This is a genomic window from Rhizobium sp. PL01 (genome assembly GCF_033447125.1).
Classification (GTDB): Bacteria; Pseudomonadota; Alphaproteobacteria; order Rhizobiales; family Rhizobiaceae; genus Pararhizobium.
Map to the genome: position 1 here is coordinate 174,056 of NZ_JAWQUM010000002.1, position 18,406 is coordinate 192,461.

Below are 18,406 nucleotides of genomic sequence, written 5' to 3' on the forward strand. Positions count from 1 at the left end.
CTATACAAACTAAAAAGCTCCTTCGGCGCATGGTAATTGGCTCCTCCGAGTCTAGATTGACGTTCTGGTTATGGATTTTGCGGAGAGTTCAGTGACGCCGACTGCAATCGTGGTTCATCGATCACGACGAAAAATGGCCCTCCTGCTTCTGGGGGCTGTGGCGTTCGTGGCGCTCGGCGCATTCATGATGAAGGTCAGCTATGACGAACAGGGCGCAGGCGCCTTTGGGGTGTTTATCGGCCTCGTCAGCATTCTGTTCTTCGGACTTTGCGCCGTTGTTGGCCTGATCAGAATTTTCGATAGGCGTCCTGCGATCGAGTTTTCGGGCGAGGGCCTACTTGCTCGCGATGTCTCTGCCGAGCCGATTGCCTGGCAGGACATTCTGGCTGCACGGATGGTGACCTACCGGCGCCAACCCATCATTGAACTGATGCTGTCGCCCTCGGCCGAGCAGTCGTTACCATTCACCAGAACCGTGCGGTTCACCCGCGCGGCCAATAGTGGGCTTGGTTTTCACGGTGTCTGCCTGAGCGGGGCGGGGCTTGATATCCCTGCAACCCAAATCGTCGAGATGATCGGTGAATGGGCAGAAAGAGCGCAGCCGGAGGCTCTAGCGCATCCATAGCGGCAATAAAAAACCCGGCGCAATGGCCGGGTTTCTCTTTTCATATCAGTGGCTTGTTTAAGCAGCCATTGCCTTGCGCAGGTTCTCGTCGATCTTGTCGAGGAAACCGGTCGTGGAAAGCCAAGGCTGATCCGGGCCGATGAGCAGCGCCAGGTCCTTGGTCATGAAGCCGGATTCGACCGTGTCGACGCAGACCTTTTCCAGCGTGTCGGCGAATTTTGTCAGCTCGGCGTTACCGTCCAGCTTGGCGCGGTGGGCAAGGCCACGCGTCCAGGCGAAGATCGAGGCGATCGAGTTGGTCGAGGTTTCCTCGCCCTTCTGGTGCTGGCGGTAGTGACGCGTCACCGTGCCGTGGGCGGCTTCGGCTTCGACCGTCTGGCCATCCGGGGTCATCAGAACCGAGGTCATCAGGCCGAGCGAGCCAAAGCCCTGGGCCACGATGTCGGACTGGACGTCGCCATCATAGTTCTTGCAGGCCCAGACGTAGCCGCCGGACCACTTGAGCGCCGAAGCGACCATGTCGTCGATCAGGCGGTGTTCGTACCAGATCTTGGCTTCCTTGAACTTGTCGGCAAATTCGGCTTCGAAGACAGCCTGGAAGATGTCCTTGAAGCGGCCGTCATAGACCTTGAGGATGGTGTTCTTGGTCGACAGATAGACCGGAACGCCGCGCTGCAGGCCGTAGTTCAGCGATGCGCGGGCAAAATCGGTGATCGATTCGTCGAGATTGTACATGCCCATGGCAACGCCGGCGGCCGGTGCGTCATAGACTTCGTGTTCGATTTCCGTGCCGTCGTCGCCAACGAACTTCATCGTCAGCTTGCCCTTGCCCGGAAATTTGAAATCGGTGGCGCGGTACTGGTCACCGAAGGCGTGACGGCCAACGATGATCGGCTTTGTCCAGCCGGGAACCAGGCGCGGCACGTTCTTGCAGATGATCGGCTCGCGGAAGATGACGCCGCCCAGAATGTTGCGGATCGTGCCGTTCGGCGACTTCCACATTTTCTTCAGGCCGAATTCCTCGACGCGCTGCTCGTCCGGGGTGATGGTCGCGCACTTGACGCCGACGCCGTGCTTCTTGATGGCGTTGGCGCTGTCGATCGTGACCTGATCGTTCGTGGCATCGCGATTTTCCATGCCAAGGTCGTAATATTCCAGATCGATATCCAGATAAGGATGGATCAGCTTTTCCTTGATGAACTGCCAGATGATGCGGGTCATTTCATCGCCGTCGAGCTCGACGACCGGATTGGCGACCTTGATCTTTGTCATGTTGCAAACCTCTGCATGGGGTTGGTTGGAAACGGGTTTGCGCCCCTATAGCATCCAGTTCACCACAGGCAAAGGCATACACGCGCAATTCCGCGTGCGTTTCCTGTCGATTGCAAAACCTGCCTTCAATGGCCCCGGACGGCGCGCGGAAAATCTGCGGCGCGGCGCTTGGCATAGCTTCTTTCCTCGCGAACGAGGATGCTTTCCGCGTCGAGCGCGGCAATTGGCGTATGGCGCTCGGTGGGCACCAGTCCATCGAGCTGCAAGGCCAGATAGCGGCCGCAGCAAACCCGTAGAAAAGATGTGAAATTTTCCGGTGCGTGGCCTTCGCCGAGCGATTCGATATAGAGCCGCCCGATCAGGCGGCCGACAGACATGCCGTCGCGGTCGCCGATATCATCGAGGATGGACCAGAAGAAGCTTTCAAGCCGGATGCTTGTTGCCACCCCGTCGATCCGCACCGAACGGGTCACACTTTGCCAGAGCGCCGGGTCGGCGCCGATGAATAACCTGCACATCCATTCCTCCCAGAACTCCGGCCTGAAGTGTTCACGCTTCGGTGCGGTTTGGCAAGTCCGCGCTCAGGCCGCGGAGCGTGTCAGCGTCACGTTGTGACGGATCTCCGTTCCGAGAACCGTCAGGAACTGGCCGATCCAGGCGGGATGCGCAGGCCAGGCGGGGGCAGAGACCAGATTGCCATCGGTGACAGCCTGATCGACCGGAATGTCCGCGTAGTGACCACCGGCAAGCTCGACGTCGAAGCGGCAGGCGGGGTAGGCGGAGCAGGTTCTGCCCTTGAGCACGCCGGCTGCCGACAGCAACTGCGCGCCATGGCAGATTGCGGCCACCGGTTTTCCCGCGTCGAAGAAGTGACGCACCATAGCAATGACGTTTGCGTCGAGACGCAGATATTCAGGCGCACGGCCGCCGGGAATGACCAGCGCGTCGTAGGTCTCGGCCTTGGTGTCGGCGAAAGTCGCGTTCAGGGTAAAGTTATGGCCGCGTTTCTCCGAATAGGTCTGGTCGCCTTCGAAATCATGGATGGCCGTGGCGATCTGCTGGCCGGCCGCCTTGCCTGGGCAGACGGCGTGAACGGTATGACCGACGGCAAGCAGTGCCTGGAATGGCACCATCGTCTCGTAGTCCTCGGTAAAGTCGCCACAGATCATTAGAATTTTCTTGCCGCCCATCGTATCCTCCATCGGGTTGCGTACAATGTCAGGATGCCACGGCCGATCTCCGGCAAGGTATTAGCCGGTTACTACATTGAACGGCCCTTGAAGATGATCCGTATGCCGCATCATTCCGGCCTCGCGTGTCGCGATGAATTTGATTATGAGCAGACCCAATTTCTGGCGCTGGAGCGCCGGTCGCGCATCTGAAATCAGGAGATGATGGATGAAACGGTTCCTATTTGCTCTTCTGGCCTGCTGTGCCTTTTCGCCTGCGCAGGCGGCCGATCCCGCCGCACCCGTCAACGAAATCATGCAGGAAGCCGTCAAAGGCTGGGCGGAGGAAGCGCAGCCGGGTGAGGACTACTTCTCCGACGCACGGCTTGGCCGGATCTACAGTCAGGATTTCGCCAAGGCCTATCACGATGCGGCAAAGTTTCCGGCCTATGACGAGGGCGATTCGCCGTTCGACTATGATGTCATCGTCAGCGGCCAGGACAGTTGTGCGATCAAGGATCTGTCCGTCACCGCCGGTCCGGAAGCGGATGGTAAAAGCGATGTGAAGGTCACCTTCGACAATACCCATTGTTTCGGCGAGCGCGCAGCTGACTGGAAACCGAGCGAATTGCATTTCATGGTCATCGAAGAAGGCGGCAAGCCGGTTATCGACGATATCGTCCGCACGGGTGATTCAGGCTCACTCAAAGGCGAGTTGCAGGCGATCACCAGCCAAGGCGCAAGCAATCCACAATAGGCCGTTGCGGGCTGCGGCTTTCAAAATCCCTGCATCTGTGCAAGGAAGCGCGAAACAAAGACCTGAAAACAGAGACGAAAGCACCGGAATGGCAGGAACCAACAGCGAGCGCGTACTTCTGACCGAAGGACCGGCGATCATTCTGGTGCATCCGCAGCTTGGCGAGAACATCGGCATGGTGGCGCGCGCCATGGCCAATTTCGGTCTTTCGGAACTGCGTCTGGTCGCCCCGCGCGACGGCTGGCCGAGCGAGAAGGCGCGCTCAGCCGCAAGCCGGGCCGATCATGTCATCGACGCCGCCAAGCTCTACGAAACAGTGCCGGAAGCGATCGCCGATCTGAATTTCGTTTATGCGACGACGGCGCGCGACCGTTATGGCTACAAGCCGGTGCGTTCGCCGCTTATCGCTGCCGAGACGCTACGCAATCGCTTCAACATGGGCGAGGCGACCGGCATCCTGTTCGGCCGGGAACGCACAGGCCTCACTAACGAGGAAGTGGCGCTCGCCGACGAGATCGTCACATTTCCGGTCAACCCGGCCTTTGCCTCGCTCAATCTGGCACAGGCAGTTCTCCTGATGTCCTATGAATGGCTGAAGACATCGATGGAATCGCGCGAGGAAACCTCCTTTCACGCGCTGCCGCAGAACCCTTCGACGAAGGACCAGCTTCAGGGCTTGTTCGATCATGTCGAGGAGGCGCTGGAAGCGCGCGGATACTTCCGGCCGGTCGCCAAAAAGCCGAAATTGGTGGACAATTTGCGGGCTGTCCTGACCCGCCCCGGCTTTACCGAATCCGAAATCCGGCTGGTGCGCGGCGTCATCTCATCTCTCGACCGTTTCACCCGCGATGCGCCGCGTGGTGCCGGAGCACCGGAAAATTCGCGCGCGAACAAGGTTGATGACACCGGTGACGACACCTGAGCTGAAGCCTATCCTCGTTTTCGACAGCGGCATCGGCGGGCTGACTGTCCTGCGCGAGGCGCGCGTGCTGATGCCGGAGCGGCACTTCATCTATGTTGCCGACGATGCCGGCTTTCCTTATGGCGGCTGGGAAGAGGGGGCGCTGAAGGAACGTGTCATCTCGTTGTTTGCCAGATTGCTGAGCGAGCACGATCCCGAAATCTGCATCATCGCCTGCAATACGGCCTTCACACTGGTCGGCGCCGACCTGCGGGCAGCGTTCCCGCAGATGCGCTTCGTCGGTACCGTTCCGGCGATCAAGCCGGCAGCAGAGCGGACGCGCTCCGGCCTCGTTTCGGTGCTGGCGACGCCAGGCACCGTCAAGCGCGCCTATACCCGCGATCTCATCCAGTCCTTTGCCACACAATGTCACGTCCGGCTGGTCGGTTCGGAAAATCTTGCCCGGATGGCGGAAGTCTATATCCGTGGCGAGCAAATCGACGATGCGGCGGTGCTCTCCGAAATCGAGCAGTGTTTCGTCGAGAAGGACGGCAGGAAGACGGATATTGTCGTGCTCGCCTGCACGCATTATCCATTCATGGCCAATGTCTTTCGCCGTCTTGCGCCGTGGCCGGTCGACTGGCTCGATCCGGCTGAAGCGATTGCCCGGCGAGCGCGCAGCCTTGTGCCGTTGCCGGATGGTTTTGAGCCGTTGAACGGAGTAGATCCGGCGATCTTCACGTCTGGCAAGCCGGATTTTACCACCCGTCGGCTGCTGCAAGGGTTCGGGCTGACCGTATCCCAAGCAAACTGAGATGGTGGAGATCAGACCGCTCACGCCAGAAACGGATGGGTTCGCGCTTTTGCTGCAAGAAAGCGTGGTTGAAGGTCATCGTATGCTGCATCGTCTGCAGGAAAACTGGACCTCTGGCTTGAACCGGTTTGATCGCCCTGGAGAAATCTTGGTTGGGTCCTTCGACAACGGCCGGCTAACCGGCATCTGTGGCCGCAATATTGATCCGTTTGCTAATAATGCCGCCGCTGGCCGAGTCCGTCATCTGTACGTGGCAACGGCCTATCGAAACACAGGTGTCGGCGGCCAGCTGATCCGGTTCATTGCCCGTGATGCGGATAGGTTTTTCCGGTTTTTGAACACCCGAGCCCCGCCACAAGCCTATGAATTCTACGAGCACCTTGGTTTTTCGCCGGTTTTGGAAAACAGCACAGTCACGCACAGGCTTTATTTCTGAAGATCCCGCCGTCTTAGCTGTGGGTTTTGGTGCGATTGGCGCGCGGAACAGGCGGTTTGGTGGTAGGGGTCAACGCTTGCGGGTTCGTGGCGGCGCATCCGGCATGGCATTTTGAACGAGGTGGATATGAAAGTCGGCATCGACATGGGGACGGCGCCCGACGGCGCAGCCGTTCCGCTCGATATCGAGGAGCTTCTGGCGACGCGTCTTCTGGTGCAGGGTAATTCCGGCTCGGGAAAGTCGCATCTGCTGCGCCGTTTGCTGGAACAGTCCGCCCCATGGGTGCAGCAGTGCATCATCGATCCGGAAGGCGATTTCGTTACGCTTGCCGATAAATTCGGCCATGTGGTGATCGAAGGCGAGCGCACGGAAGCCGAACTGATCGGCATTGCCAGCCGTATTCGCCAGCATCGCGTCTCCTGCGTGCTGTCGCTGGAAGGACTGGATGTCGAGCAGCAGATGCGCAGCGCCGGCATTTTCCTCAATGCGATGTTCGATGCCGACCGTGATTACTGGTATCCGGTTCTGGTGGTTGTCGATGAAGCGCAGATGTTTGCGCCGTCCGTTGCCGGCGATGTCTCGGAAGAAGCGCGAAAAATCTCGCTTGGTGCCATGACCAACCTGATGTGCCGTGGCCGCAAACGCGGGCTGGCCGGTGTCATCGCCACGCAGCGTCTGGCCAAACTTGCCAAGAACGTCGCGGCCGAAGCCTCCAACTTCCTGATGGGCCGCACCTTCCTCGATATCGACATGGCGCGCGCAGCCGACCTACTCGGTATGGATCGCCGTACTGCCGAGATGTTCCGCGACCTGAAGCGCGGCTCCTTCGTGGCACTCGGCCCGGCTTTGTCGCGCCGTCCGTTGCCGGTGACCATCGGCGATGTTGAAACCTCGGCCCGCTCGACCAGCCCCAAGTTGACGCCGCTGCCGGAGGCGGTCGCCGATGTCGAAGACCTGATTTTTACACCGGACCCGGAAGAACTGATCCGGCCGCTCATGCGCCGTCCCAGCGCCCAGCCGCGCCCAGCGACCGATATTCTTGCCGAACTATCCCGGCCGCGGCCGGAGCCGATCGGGCTGTCCGAGCCGAAAGCGCCGGTGCCGGAAATGCCCGTTCAGGAGCGCGAAGCGCTGCTTGATGGCCTGCTCGCGGAAATCCTCGAACATCCAGACGCGGCGTTCCGCGCCGATGCCGAGCTGTTTCAGGATTTTCTTGTCCGCTGCCGTATTCGCCGCGTGCCTGGTGCACCACTGTCGCTGAGTGCTTTCCGCCGGAAAATGGCGGTTGGCCGTTCCGGTGTCGATCCGGAGACGGCTGCGAGCGAGATCTGGGCGTCGGCGCTCAATCTGTCGCGCAATGTTACGGATGATTTGCAGGGCGTGTTCCTGCTGGTGGCGCAGTCAGCCGTTCGCAACCTGCCATGCCCGTCGGACGCCATGATCGCGCGCGCCTACGGTACGCATTCGGCCCGCCGCGCCCGCCGTCTGCTCGGCTATTTCGAGGAGCAGGGCCTGATCGTTGTGCACAGTGATCACTCCGGCAAGCGAATCGTTGCTTTTCCCGATCTGCAGGTCGAAACGGCGCCGGGTGCCGCCGATGCTGTTTACGATGACGCCGGAAACCGCAGCGCTGCTGAATAAAGGCCACTCGCGTCCTGAGCCAATATATCAAACCCAGGTCTGAATGATGCGCTCGGAGGCGTGAATGCAGGTGAGTTCAAGCCTCTCCGGACCGGTATTGACGAAGCGATGCGGTGTTTCGGCCGTGACCACGATGATGTCGCCGACCTTTGCGTCGAGTGTTTCAACCCCGACAGTGAATTGTGCTTGGCCTGATCTGACGATCCATGTCTCGCTATAGGGGTGTGTATGCAGCGCCGGCCCCTGGCCGGGTTCATTATCGACCAGAAAAATGGAAATCGGGGTGTCGTACTCTGCTCCTTCGAACAGCGTGGTTCTGTTCGACCGCTGATTTTGCTCAGTGCGGGGAATGACATGGAACATGCTGGCCTCCGTTTTGCGGTCTGGTGAATTGCGTGCGAAGTCGATATATCTTCACGGGAAGATAATAAGCAAAACTATCTTCTCGTCAAGATACTTTTGTAGCGATGGAGCTGCGACGTGGCGCTAGACAAGGAAAACGTTGACCATGTGGACCGCCTACGCGGTCAGTGGGATAAGGAATTGCCGGACCTTGATACGGAACCGATGGCGATTCTCGGGCGTGCCTACCGGCTTGCCAATTTGGTGCGCCCGTCGATCGAAGCGACATTTGCGTCCTTCGGGCTTGATCGCGGCGAGTTCGACGTCATATCGACGCTACGGCGGTCAGGACCGCCCTACAGGCTGACGCCGACAGAACTCTATACCTCGCTGATGATCTCGTCCGGTGGGCTGACACATCGGCTGGATAGGCTGCAGAAGTCAGGATTGATTCTGCGCGAGCGGTCAGCGGCAGACGGACGCAGCATGGTCGTTGGTCTGACGGAAGAGGGGATACGGCTTGCCGAGGCCGCATTTCGCGCCGATATGGCCAGCGAGATGGCGTATCTGACGGATTTGAGTGAGAAGGAGCGGCGGGATCTGGCCGTGCTGCTGCGCAAGCTGCTTGGCTCTCTGGAGAAAAGAGCCGCTAGCGATAAGCCGTGACCTTGGGCCAAAAACCGCAAATTCGTTTGACAATGCCGGGTGAAGCCACTAAAGCCGCCACAACGCCGGGCCGAAATGCCCGGTGTTTTATTTGACATGTCCCGTGGCTTCTCCGTTAGCTTAATGTGAGAAACCTGTCAGAGCTCGCAAAATCGAGTTCAGAGGAGGGTGTGTTTCCTTCATCCGGTTTGGAAACAAACCGGTGCAACGTTCTGAAAGGAAATGCGATGAGCAAGCGCGAATCGTCCAAGTACAAAATCGACCGCCGTATGGGCGAGAACATCTGGGGCCGTCCTAAGTCCCCGGTAAACCGCCGCGAATACGGTCCTGGCCAGCACGGTCAGCGCCGCAAGTCCAAGCTTTCCGACTTCGGTGTGCAGCTGCGCGCCAAGCAGAAGCTCAAGGGCTACTACGGCGACATCCGCGAAAAGCAGTTCCGTGCGATCTTCGCCGAAGCTGACCGTCGCAAGGGTGACACGTCCGAGAACCTGATCGGCCTGCTCGAATCGCGCCTCGACGCGATCGTGTACCGCGCCAAGTTCGTGCCGACGGTCTTTGCTGCCCGTCAGTTCGTCAACCACGGCCACGTCAAGGTCAACGGCGTTCGCGTCAACATCGGTTCGTACCGCTGCAAGGCTGGCGACGTGATCGAAGTTCGCGAAAAGTCCAAGCAGCTCGTTTCGGTTCTCGAAGCCGTTACGCTCGCTGAACGCGACGTTCCGGACTACATCGAAGTCGACCACAACAAGATGGTTGCGACCTTCGCACGCATTCCTTCCCTGGCTGACGTTCCGTACCCGGTCATCATGGAACCGAACCTCGTCGTCGAATTCTATTCGCGATAATTTCTTGAGGCTCCGGCCTTGCGAATTTCGGAAAAGCCACTCAGAGATGAGTGGCTTTTTTGTTGCGCTGCACTCTACGGAGAATGACTGATGCCCGGCCCGTTGGACCTGCAGTCGATTGTCGATGATATCCACCGCGAGCTTGCGCCGCGGCTCGGCGAGGGCAAGGTGGCTGACTATATCCCACAGCTCGCCCGCGTCGATCCCAAGAGTTTTGGCATGGCGATTGTTACCGTTGATGGCGATGTCCATCTGGCCGGCGATGCGCAGGTGCCATTTTCCATTCAGAGTATTTCCAAAGTTTTCACACTGACGCTGGCGCTCGGCAAACACGGTGAAAATATCTGGAAGCGCGTTGGCCGCGAACCGTCGGGTTCCGCTTTCAATTCGATCGTACAGCTGGAGCAAGAGCACGGTATTCCGCGCAATCCCTTCATCAATGCCGGTGCGATTGCGATTACCGATCTGGTGCTGGCCGGCCATACGCCGAAGGAGGCGATCGGCGAAGTCGTGCGGTTTGTGCGGCATCTCGCCGATGAGGACGATATCGTCATCGATCCCGAAGTCGCCCGGTCGGAAGCAGCCACCGGCTACCGCAATTTTGCACTCGCCAATTTCATGCGTTCCTTCGGCAAGCTCGATCACCCCGTCGATCATGTGCTCGGCGTCTATTTCCATCAATGTGCGCTGGCGATGAGCTGTGTCCAGCTGGCCAAGGCCGGGCTGTTTCTGGCTGCGTCCGGCACAAATCCGCTGACGAAACATTCCGTCGTCTCAAAACAGCGGGCGCGGCGTATCAATGCGCTGATGCTCACTTGCGGCCATTACGACGGTTCAGGTGATTTCGCGTATCGTGTCGGCTTGCCGGGCAAGAGCGGCGTCGGCGGCGGCATTCTTTGCGTCGCGCCGGGCAAAGCTGCAGTCGCCGTCTGGTCGCCGGGGCTCAATCACAACGGCAATTCGCTACTGGGCTCGCTGGCGCTCGAAATGCTGGCCAACCGCACGGGATGGTCCGTATTCGGCGCCTGAGCGGGGCGTTACGGAAGTTTCACGGCAAACCCGGCGCATTTTCCTTGATCTTGCTGCTTTAGACGGGCAAGTGCAGGGCATCGTTTTCGCGCGCTGTTTTTTGCCTGCGCGCCCTTTCATCCGGGACTTTGTCATGGATATTGCCATTCAGCCGTCGGCCGCCAACACCGAAGATCTTTCGTCCAGTCCGGATCGCACCGGCGATGACGCGATGCACCCGATCTTCGCAAAAATGCCGGCCTCCGTATCCTTCAACAAGCTGCGCAAGCGCTTGCTGCGGCAGGTGCGCCAGGCGATCGAAGATTTCGGCATGCTGAAGGGGCAGAAGCGCTGGCTGGTCGGCATGTCCGGTGGCAAGGACAGCTATAGTCTGCTGGCCCTTCTGATGGACCTTCAATGGCGCGGTCTGCTGCCGGTGGAACTCGTCGCCTGCAATCTCGATCAGGGCCAACCGAACTTTCCCAAGCACATCCTGCCGGAATATCTCTCGTCGCTCGGCGTCAAGCACCGCATCGAGTATCGCGACACCTATTCGATCGTGAAGGAGAAGGTCCCGGCGGGGGGCACCTATTGTGCACTCTGTTCGCGCCTGCGCCGTGGCAATCTTTACCGGATCGCTCGCGAGGAAGGCTGTGAGGCGCTGGTGCTTGGGCATCATCGCGAGGACATCCTCGAAACCTTCTTCATGAATTTCTTCCATGGCGGTAGGCTGGCGACGATGCCGGCGAAGCTCCTGAATGACGAGGGCGACCTGATGGTGCTGCGGCCGCTGGCTTATGCCGCCGAAGACGATCTTGCCAAATTCGCCGCAGCCATGGAATTCCCGATCATCCCGTGCGACCTCTGTGGTTCGCAGGACGGTCTTGAGCGCAATGCCATGAAGGCGATGCTGTCAGATATCGAGCGCCGCATGCCGGGCCGCAAGGACACGATGCTGCGGGCGCTCGGCCACGTCAATCCGTCACATCTGCTCGACCCGAAGCTGTTTGATTTCCAATCCCTGTTTGCGGAGCCCAAAGCATGACATCTGCCATCGATATCGCTGCCATCGCCAACATCCTGCAGGAAGCCGCCTTCAAGGAAATTCTGCCGAAATTTCGTAATCTCGGCGCGGGCGACGTGCGGATGAAGTCGGAGGCGATCGACCTGGTGACCGAGGCGGACGAGGCTGCGGAGCGTCTGATAAAGGCGCGGATGGCGGAACTTGCACCGGACGCTTTGTTCATCGGCGAAGAATCGGTTGCGGCCGATCCGGCGCTCCTCAGCAAGCTTGCAGGGGTTGATCTCGCTATCGTCGTCGATCCGATCGACGGCACGTTCAACTATGCTGCGGGTTTGCCGTTGTTTGGCGTCATGGCCGCTGTGGTCTCCAAGGGTGAAACAGTCGCGGGCCTTATCTACGATCCGCTGGGCAATGACTGGGTGATTGCCGAAAAGGGCTCAGGCGCCTGGCTGTGCAAGGCTGATGGTTCGCAGGAGCAGCTTTCGACGGTTCCATCCGTGCCGCTGGAAAGCCTTGTCGGCTGTGCTTCGACCGGCTTCTACTCCCCGGAAAACCGCCGTGTCGTCATGAGCAACATGGCCAAGGTCCGCATCGCCACCAGCTATCGCTGTGCAGCCCACGAATACCGCGCTTTTTCCGGCGGCCACTTTCACTTCCTGATGTACCAGAAGCTGATGCCCTGGGATCATCTTGCCGGTACGCTGATTGCGCAGGAATCAGGAGCCTATGCCGCGCGATTCGATGGTTCGCCGTACCTACCGCATCATGTCGATGGTGGCCTGCTTCTGGCTTCCGACAAGGATTGCTGGGAGATGCTGCGCCGCGAAGTGTTTACCGTCTAGACAGCGGATGGAACCGCGCGAATCCATGCGGGTAATCAGGAGAGTTCGGTATTTCCTGCTCACAGCTTGCGGATAATTGCGGCGGCAACGGGCGGCGCAATGAACTGCAGCAACCGCAAGAGTTTCGTTTTGCCGACGTGAACACGTGTTTGCCTGGAGGCAAGCGAACCGACGATGGCGGCAGCGGCTGCCGCCGCGCTGATCTTGCCGCGGCCACGCCCCGCCGACATCGGGGCATCGACCAGCGGCAGAACGATATCAACGGCTCGCACGGATGAGCCGGCAGATTGTGCATTGATGGCATCGGAAAACATCCGCAGGCCTGCCTTGGTGGCGCTGTAGATGGCAGATGTTCTTTTGGGATAGCTGGCAAGGGCAGAGCCGACATTGACGATGACAAAAGCTCGCCCGGGCACATCTGGAAGCAATAAACGCGACAGGATCAGAGGTGCAACCAGATTGGCCTCGACCTCGGCCGCGATCTGGTCGATGCCATAGCCGGGGTCGTCGAACCGGACATTGTGCTGGATGGCGGCATTATTGATCAATCCGTCGATCGGGCCTTGCTCTTTCATTTCCATCGCAAAGGCTTCCAGGGCCGCCCGATCGCAGAGGTCGAAGGCATGCACCGCGATGCCCTGAAGTATCAATTCGTCAAGTCGGATGATGTCGCGGCCAAGAGCCACGACATCATGTCCCCCACGGGCCAGTTGGAGAGCAATTTCCCGGCCGATACCCGAACTTGCCCCAGTGACGACATACCGTGCCATGCTATCTATTCCCGTTATTTGAAATTTTGACCATGCAGCAGGGGGAAGGTGATGGCATTAACCGGGGTTAACATGCCGGGACGAGCGGCGATTTCATTGTTCGAGCGCATTGCCGGTCAACCGCTGGCAGACGTGGAGCGCTTGGCCGGTTCGATACAGCCTTGTCTGGCGAAGCCGGGTGAAATTGTTTTCAACCAGGACGATCCGCATCCCTATCTCTATGTTGTCGAAAGCGGCCTCCTGAAATTCACCTATCTGCGATCGGATGGTGAGGAGTGGATTAAATCGTTCGTTGTCGAAGGGCAGTTCTTCGCCAGCCTTTCTGCGCTTGCGCCGGCCGGGTGCGCCAGCTTTTCGGCAATCGCGATTGAGACCTGCCGTCTGGAGAAAATTCCATTCGTGGTGCTCAGAGACCTCGCAGATAGCGATCTCGTATGGTCGCGGATGATCCGGACTGCGCTGATGATCTTTGGTGAGCGCAAGGAACGCCGCGAGCGCCAGTTCCTGACGCTTGATCGTGAAGAGCATTATCGCTCGCTGGTTCGCGAGGAGCCGGGCCTGATTGCGCGCGTGCCGCAGAAGGATCTGGCGAGCTATCTCGGTATCACGCCGGTAGGCCTTAGCCGCATCGCCACGCGCGTCCGGGCAGAGTCTGAGCGGACGGCTTAACCCTGGTTAATGTGCCGGGCTCTGCCTTGAGCGATACTGGTTTCCGTTCAGAAAATGGGAGCCCACCTTGACCAATAGCAATACCGCATCGGACACGATGCTGTTCTTCCGCTCGTGGCTGCAAAAACCGCTGGAGGTCGCGTCGATCGCACCGTCGAGCCAGAGACTGGCCGCGGCCATGACTGCCGAAGTTGGGCCATCCCCTGGTGGTGTCCTTGAGCTTGGACCGGGTACTGGAACCTTTACCCGCAGGCTTCTGCAGGATGGCATTGATGAGGAAAGGCTTTTCCTGGTGGAGCGTAACCCGGCATTCGCGACGCTGTTGCGCCAGCGGTTTCCGAAGGCGACCTTGGTCGAGGACGATGCGCGGCATTTGCGCCTGCCGGCGGCAGGCACGATTGGAGCCGCGATCAGCGGCCTGCCACTGTTATCCATGCCGAAACCGGTTGTTCAGGACATTCTTGCCGCCGTCTTCCGGCATTTGACTGAGGATGCCTGCCTGTTCCAGTTTACTTACGGGCCGCGCTGTCCCGTCCCAGTGCAAATCCTTGCCGCACTTGGCCTTGAAGCATCCTTTCGGCGCTGGGTGCCGTTCAATCTGCCGCCAGCCAGCGTTTATCGCATCCGGCGCCGGAGGGTTTAACACCGCCAATGCGGTCATGGCGCCGCCTCAAGAAAAAAGCCTCGCCGGTTGCCCGGCGAGGCTTTTTGTTTGCACCTGTGGTTATCGGCTTACATATGGCCGCCAGCACCTTCTAGCGTGGCGTGGTCGTCGCCCGGATGGGTGAAGAGTTTTCCTTTCTCTGCCCAGATCGTTGCCACGATCGTCAGCGCGCCAAAGACGGCGAAGCCAGCGAAAAGCGGCTGCACGGTGCCATTGAACATCTGGCCGACGAGACCGCCGAGCAGCGCGCCGCCGGTTGTCGAGACGAAACCGGTGATGGCGGTTGCCGTACCGGCGAGATGCCCCATCGGCTCGAGGCTGATGGCGGTGAAATTGGTGGCGATGACGGCAAAGAACATCAGCAGGATCGAGAACAGCACATAGCTGAACAGGAAGCTCGGCGTGCCGGCAAGGGCGACCAGCAGGCCCACAATCGACAGCAGCGTGAACAGGATCATCGAGGTATGCGAGATCCGGCGCATGCCGAAGCGGCGGACGAAGTAGCCGTTGGCGAAGTTGGCGACGGCGATGCCGCCGGCCGTTGCCGCAAAGGCAAGCGGCAGCCAGTCGCCAAGACCGTAGACTTCGCCGAACATCTGTTGAACGCTCATGATATAGGCGCAGATGACGGCGGTGAACAGCGTCATGCCGATCATGTAACCGCAGGTAACGCGGTTGGTCAGCACCGTACCGAAGCCGGACATGACAGCCGATACCGACAGCGGCAGGCGCTCCGTTACCGGCAGCGATTCGCGCATACGGGCCAATGCCCAGAAAAACAGGACCGTGCCGGCGATACCGAGCAGGATGAAGATCCAGTGCCAGTCGGCATAGATGATGATCGCCTGGCCGACGGACGGTGCGACGATCGGGATGATCATGAAGACGATCATCACATAGGACATCACACGTGCCATCTCGCGGCCACCGAAGCAGTCGCGCACGATCGCCATCGTCGTGATGCGCACGGCAGCAGCACCGATGCCCTGGATGAAGCGCATGACGAGCAGCATCTCGAAGCTGCCGGAGAGGGCAGCGGCGAACATGCAGACGGCATAGAAAGCGAGACCGCAGAGCAGCACCCGGCGGCGTCCGAAAGCGTCTGAAAGGCTGCCGAAAACGATCTGCGAGCAACCAAAGCCGAACATGAACACGCCGATGACCCACTGGGTATCGTTGGCATTCTGGACGCCGAGCGACTGACCGATGTTTGGCAGCGCCGGTAGCATGACGTCGATCGCCATCGCCACGCTTGCGGTCATGAGGGCAATGGTGATGACGAATTCGAAGAAGCCGAGGCCTATTCGGGAAGAGCCGATATTTTCGACGTGTTCAGTGGTAGTGGCGGACATGAAGGAACCTATGAATGTCTTGGGAGAGACAGGGAGTTTAAACTGCGGGATTATGTGGGCTAAAAAGCTTGCCTTTTTCGGCGATGAGAACAAAGCCGAGGCCGATGACGGAGACGGTCAGGAAGCCGATGGCGAGTGGCGTTACTGTACCATTGAAGGCCTGTCCGATCAGAGCGCCGATGGTTGCGCCGCCGATCGTCTGGGCAAAACCCAGAACCGACGACGCGGTGCCGGCGACGTGGCCGAGCGGTTCCATGGCCATGGCGTTGAAATTCGAGCCTATCAACCCGAACTGGAACATCGCAGCCCCATAGAGCACGATGAACAGCCAGAAGGGCAGTGTGCCGAAAATCGATGCTGCGGCCCAGATCAGGCTGCAGATAGCAAAACCGATCAGGGCTCCGTGCGACAGCCGGCGCATGCCGTAGCGCTTCACCAGCCGCGAGTTGGTGAACGAAGCGACCGCCATCATGCTGGCAAAGGCAGCAAACACCAGCGGAAACCAGTGGCCGAGACCGTAGATGCCGACAAGGATCTGCTGTGCCGAATTGATGAAGCCGAACAAGGAGCCGAACAGAAACGCCGCCGCCAGCGAATAGCACAGCGAGACGCGGTTGGTGAGAACGATACGGAAGCCTTCGAGGATTGCCGTGGCCGTGAATGGACGGCGGTGCTCGACCGACAGTGTTTCAGGAAGACGCAGGATCACCACTGTCCCCACCGATACCGCAAACAGGCAGATGACCACGAAGATCATGTGCCATTCGGCAAAGATCATGATCAGCTGACCGATGCTCGGCGCAATGACCGGCACGATCATGAAGACCATCAGCACGAGCGACATGACTTCCGCCATCATCCGCCCGCCATAGACGTCGCGAACGATCGAGACCGTGATGACGCGCGTGGCGGCCGCGCCGATGCCCTGCATGAAACGCAACGCCAGCAATCCGCTAAACGACGGAACGAAAACGATGGCAAGCGCACAGAGCGCATAGATGGAAAGGCCGCCGAGCAGCGGCAGCTTGCGGCCGAACCGGTCCGACAGCGGGCCGAAGAACAGCTGCGCGCTGCCCATGCCGATCAGATAGGCGGTGATGACATATTGTCGGGTGTTTTCATCGACGACGCCAAGGCTGGCACCGATTTCCTGCAGGCCGGGCAGCATGATGTCGATCGAAATCGCATTGATTGCCATCAGCATTGCCATCAGGGCAACGAATTGCGGTTTCGACAAAGCCGGGATACCCGGCGCTTCGGACGTGATTGTCATAAGGATATTCCTGGCGGGTCGCCGGGCGCCCAGGAGTGAAAACAAAACGTTTTCGGTTCGGGACGGACGCGAATGAAAAAGCTGGAGCTGCAGTCGAATACCTGTTCGAAAACGCCGCTCCGAAGCGCTTTCAAAATGTCAGCCGGCTATCCGGCAATTGGATGGGCACCGGCAACACTGTGCTGGCGATCAATAAGATAGAGGGCTGGGGCCTCGTTCAAGGCGCGAAATCTGCCCTGTGCGTCCATACTCCCAAATTCGCGACTGGCTTGTGACAGGCGTGAATATTGATTTCGGCCGATAAAGATTGCGCAATATTCGCCGGTCATTGCGACTGGGCAGAATCAAAAAAGGCGGTGACCCGCCTTTTTCCGGTGCCACGGTAACAGACGTTGGATCTTAAGCGGCGCCCTTGACGGCGATGCCATGTTCCTCGAAATGCGACTGAAGTTCGCCTGCCTGGAACATTTCCCGCACGATGTCACAACCGCCGATGAATTCGCCCTTGATGTAGAGCTGCGGAATGGTCGGCCAGTTGGAATAATCCTTGATGCCCTGGCGAAGGTCAGCGTCAGCGAGAACGTTGATGCCCTTGTAGTCGACGCCGATATAATCCAGCATCTGAACCACTTGGCCGGAGAACCCACACTGCGGGAACTGCGGGGTGCCCTTCATGAAAACAACGACATCGTTGCTCTTCACTTCGTTGGCGATGAAATCGTTGATACCGCTCATGTCGTAGTCCTTCCTGATCCCGCTTCAAGGGCCGGGGTGTCGATTATTGTTAGATAGCATGCGTACCGGTGATTTTCATCACCCGAATGCAACAAAAATTGATGGCTTGCACGACTGCAACAGTAAGCTGCGCAGTTCTATCGCGAGCTGCTACGAGAGGCGGCCGTCTTGCGCCGGCTGACCTGCTTCTTAGCAGGCTTTGCCTTCGTTGCCGGAGCCTTCTTGAAGCGGCCGGTGGTGGCCGAGCGCGTCTGCCGTTTCTGGCGTTTCGTCGCGGGCGAGCCACCGGCCTTCTTCAGGATTTCCTTCAGCACGCTTTCAACGACGCCGCTGACCAGTTCCTTCATCAGATTGGCCATTGCAGGCTTATTCCGGCGCGGATGTCTGAAGGGCAAGGGCGTGCAGAACGCCACCCATATTGCCCTTCAATGCATTGTAAACCATCTGATGCTGCTGCACCCGGCTCTTGCCGCGGAAAGCTTCCGCGACAACTTCGGCTGCATAGTGGTCGCCGTCGCCGGCCAGATCCCGGATTGTCACCTTTGCGCCGGGAATGCCCGACTTGATCATGTCTTCAATATCGCCAGGTGCCATCGGCATG

24 protein-coding genes are annotated in these 18,406 nt (G+C 59.2%); 14 read left to right on the forward strand and 10 right to left on the reverse strand.

Annotation, left to right across the window (positions count from 1 at the left end):
- Positions 1-91 precede the first annotated feature (91 nt).
- Positions 92-625 carry an STM3941 family protein gene (locus tag R6X40_RS05180; RefSeq protein WP_318411596.1) on the forward strand — a complete coding sequence of 178 codons (534 nt, stop codon included), beginning with the start codon at positions 92-94 and terminating at the stop codon, positions 623-625.
- A 57-nt stretch (positions 626-682) separates the two neighbouring features.
- Here the strand turns inward: R6X40_RS05180 and R6X40_RS05185 are convergent, their stop codons facing one another.
- The 3 genes from R6X40_RS05185 to R6X40_RS05195 form a co-directional block, all read right to left on the reverse strand.
- Positions 683-1,897 carry an NADP-dependent isocitrate dehydrogenase gene (locus R6X40_RS05185; protein ID WP_318411597.1) on the reverse strand — a complete coding sequence of 405 codons (1,215 nt, stop codon included), beginning with the start codon at positions 1,895-1,897 and terminating at the stop codon, positions 683-685.
- 125 nt (positions 1,898-2,022) lie between these two features.
- Complete coding sequence (locus tag R6X40_RS05190; RefSeq protein ID WP_318411598.1) at positions 2,023-2,415, reverse strand: ribbon-helix-helix domain-containing protein; 393 nt, start codon at positions 2,413-2,415, stop codon at positions 2,023-2,025.
- Between the two features lie 63 nt (positions 2,416-2,478).
- Positions 2,479-3,087, reverse strand: a complete 609-nt coding sequence (locus R6X40_RS05195) for a DJ-1/PfpI family protein (protein WP_318411600.1) — start codon at positions 3,085-3,087, stop codon at positions 2,479-2,481.
- A gap of 208 nt (positions 3,088-3,295) precedes the next feature.
- On the opposite strand from R6X40_RS05195, the gene R6X40_RS05200 reads away from it, so the two are divergent.
- From R6X40_RS05200 to R6X40_RS05220, 5 genes are all read left to right on the forward strand, one after another.
- On the forward strand, positions 3,296-3,823 hold the full coding sequence (locus R6X40_RS05200) for a hypothetical protein (RefSeq protein WP_318411601.1): 528 nt from the start codon (positions 3,296-3,298) through the stop codon (positions 3,821-3,823).
- Between the two features lie 88 nt (positions 3,824-3,911).
- Entirely contained in the window at positions 3,912-4,745 is an 834-nt protein-coding gene (locus R6X40_RS05205; protein WP_318411603.1) for an RNA methyltransferase, read from the forward strand.
- Positions 4,732-5,538: a glutamate racemase gene (gene murI / locus R6X40_RS05210; RefSeq protein WP_318412358.1), complete on the forward strand. Its 807-nt coding sequence runs from the start codon at positions 4,732-4,734 to the stop codon at positions 5,536-5,538. The genes R6X40_RS05205 and murI overlap by 14 nt, the downstream gene beginning before the upstream one ends.
- 1 nt (position 5,539) lies before the next feature.
- Entirely contained in the window at positions 5,540-5,974 is a 435-nt protein-coding gene (locus R6X40_RS05215) for a GNAT family N-acetyltransferase (protein WP_318411605.1), read from the forward strand.
- A 126-nt stretch (positions 5,975-6,100) separates the two neighbouring features.
- A complete protein-coding gene (locus R6X40_RS05220; RefSeq protein ID WP_318411606.1) occupies positions 6,101-7,615 on the forward strand; it encodes an ATP-binding protein in 1,515 nt (504 codons plus the stop codon).
- Between the two features lie 27 nt (positions 7,616-7,642).
- On the opposite strand, the gene R6X40_RS05225 is transcribed toward R6X40_RS05220, so the two are convergent.
- A complete protein-coding gene (locus tag R6X40_RS05225) occupies positions 7,643-7,978 on the reverse strand; it encodes a cupin domain-containing protein (RefSeq protein WP_318411608.1) in 336 nt (111 codons plus the stop codon).
- 117 nt (positions 7,979-8,095) lie between these two features.
- Here R6X40_RS05225 and R6X40_RS05230 point away from each other — a divergent pair, with 117 nt between their 5' ends.
- The 5 genes from R6X40_RS05230 to R6X40_RS05250 all read left to right on the forward strand — a co-directional run bounded on the left by R6X40_RS05230 (position 8,096) and on the right by R6X40_RS05250 (position 12,342).
- Positions 8,096-8,623 carry a MarR family transcriptional regulator gene (locus R6X40_RS05230; protein WP_318411610.1) on the forward strand — a complete coding sequence of 176 codons (528 nt, stop codon included), beginning with the start codon at positions 8,096-8,098 and terminating at the stop codon, positions 8,621-8,623.
- Between the two features lie 227 nt (positions 8,624-8,850).
- The gene (rpsD, locus tag R6X40_RS05235; protein WP_318411612.1) at positions 8,851-9,468 is read left to right on the forward strand and encodes a 30S ribosomal protein S4; all 618 of its coding nucleotides are present in this window, start codon (positions 8,851-8,853) and stop codon (positions 9,466-9,468) included.
- Positions 9,469-9,558: 90 nt separating this feature from the next.
- Positions 9,559-10,497, forward strand: coding sequence for a glutaminase (locus tag R6X40_RS05240; RefSeq protein ID WP_318411613.1), 939 nt, complete (start codon positions 9,559-9,561; stop codon positions 10,495-10,497).
- A 211-nt stretch (positions 10,498-10,708) separates the two neighbouring features.
- Positions 10,709-11,521, forward strand: coding sequence for a tRNA 2-thiocytidine(32) synthetase TtcA (gene ttcA / locus R6X40_RS05245; protein WP_318412359.1), 813 nt, complete (start codon positions 10,709-10,711; stop codon positions 11,519-11,521).
- Positions 11,518-12,342, forward strand: coding sequence for an inositol monophosphatase family protein (locus tag R6X40_RS05250; protein ID WP_318411615.1), 825 nt, complete (start codon positions 11,518-11,520; stop codon positions 12,340-12,342). Before ttcA ends, R6X40_RS05250 begins: the two co-directional genes overlap by 4 nt.
- A gap of 59 nt (positions 12,343-12,401) precedes the next feature.
- Here the strand turns inward: R6X40_RS05250 and R6X40_RS05255 are convergent, their stop codons facing one another.
- Positions 12,402-13,112: an SDR family NAD(P)-dependent oxidoreductase gene (locus R6X40_RS05255; RefSeq protein ID WP_318411617.1), complete on the reverse strand. Its 711-nt coding sequence runs from the start codon at positions 13,110-13,112 to the stop codon at positions 12,402-12,404.
- Between the two features lie 51 nt (positions 13,113-13,163).
- Between R6X40_RS05255 and R6X40_RS05260 the strand changes: the two genes are divergently transcribed.
- Together R6X40_RS05260 and R6X40_RS05265 are read left to right on the forward strand one after the other, a co-directional pair.
- Positions 13,164-13,781, forward strand: a complete 618-nt coding sequence (locus R6X40_RS05260; protein ID WP_318411619.1) for a Crp/Fnr family transcriptional regulator — start codon at positions 13,164-13,166, stop codon at positions 13,779-13,781.
- Between the two features lie 67 nt (positions 13,782-13,848).
- Positions 13,849-14,424, forward strand: a complete 576-nt coding sequence (locus R6X40_RS05265; RefSeq protein ID WP_318411621.1) for a class I SAM-dependent methyltransferase — start codon at positions 13,849-13,851, stop codon at positions 14,422-14,424.
- An 89-nt stretch (positions 14,425-14,513) separates the two neighbouring features.
- Here R6X40_RS05265 and R6X40_RS05270 read toward each other — a convergent pair whose 3' ends face one another.
- Both R6X40_RS05270 and R6X40_RS05275 read right to left on the reverse strand, forming a co-directional pair.
- A complete protein-coding gene (locus tag R6X40_RS05270; protein ID WP_318411622.1) occupies positions 14,514-15,797 on the reverse strand; it encodes a multidrug effflux MFS transporter in 1,284 nt (427 codons plus the stop codon).
- A 37-nt stretch (positions 15,798-15,834) separates the two neighbouring features.
- The gene (locus R6X40_RS05275) at positions 15,835-17,070 is read right to left on the reverse strand and encodes a multidrug effflux MFS transporter (RefSeq protein ID WP_318411624.1); all 1,236 of its coding nucleotides are present in this window, start codon (positions 17,068-17,070) and stop codon (positions 15,835-15,837) included.
- A 35-nt stretch (positions 17,071-17,105) separates the two neighbouring features.
- Between R6X40_RS05275 and R6X40_RS05280 the strand changes: the two genes are divergently transcribed.
- Positions 17,106-17,345 carry a hypothetical protein gene (locus tag R6X40_RS05280; protein ID WP_318411626.1) on the forward strand — a complete coding sequence of 80 codons (240 nt, stop codon included), beginning with the start codon at positions 17,106-17,108 and terminating at the stop codon, positions 17,343-17,345.
- 124 nt (positions 17,346-17,469) lie between these two features.
- Here R6X40_RS05280 and grxD read toward each other — a convergent pair whose 3' ends face one another.
- The 3 genes from grxD to R6X40_RS05295 form a co-directional block, all read right to left on the reverse strand.
- A complete protein-coding gene (gene grxD, locus R6X40_RS05285; protein WP_318411628.1) occupies positions 17,470-17,805 on the reverse strand; it encodes a Grx4 family monothiol glutaredoxin in 336 nt (111 codons plus the stop codon).
- 137 nt (positions 17,806-17,942) lie between these two features.
- Positions 17,943-18,164, reverse strand: a complete 222-nt coding sequence (locus R6X40_RS05290; RefSeq protein ID WP_318411630.1) for a hypothetical protein — start codon at positions 18,162-18,164, stop codon at positions 17,943-17,945.
- 7 nt (positions 18,165-18,171) lie between these two features.
- Positions 18,172-18,405, reverse strand: coding sequence for a BolA/IbaG family iron-sulfur metabolism protein (locus R6X40_RS05295; RefSeq protein ID WP_037095612.1), 234 nt, complete (start codon positions 18,403-18,405; stop codon positions 18,172-18,174).
- Between the last annotated feature and the right edge of the window lies 1 nt (position 18,406).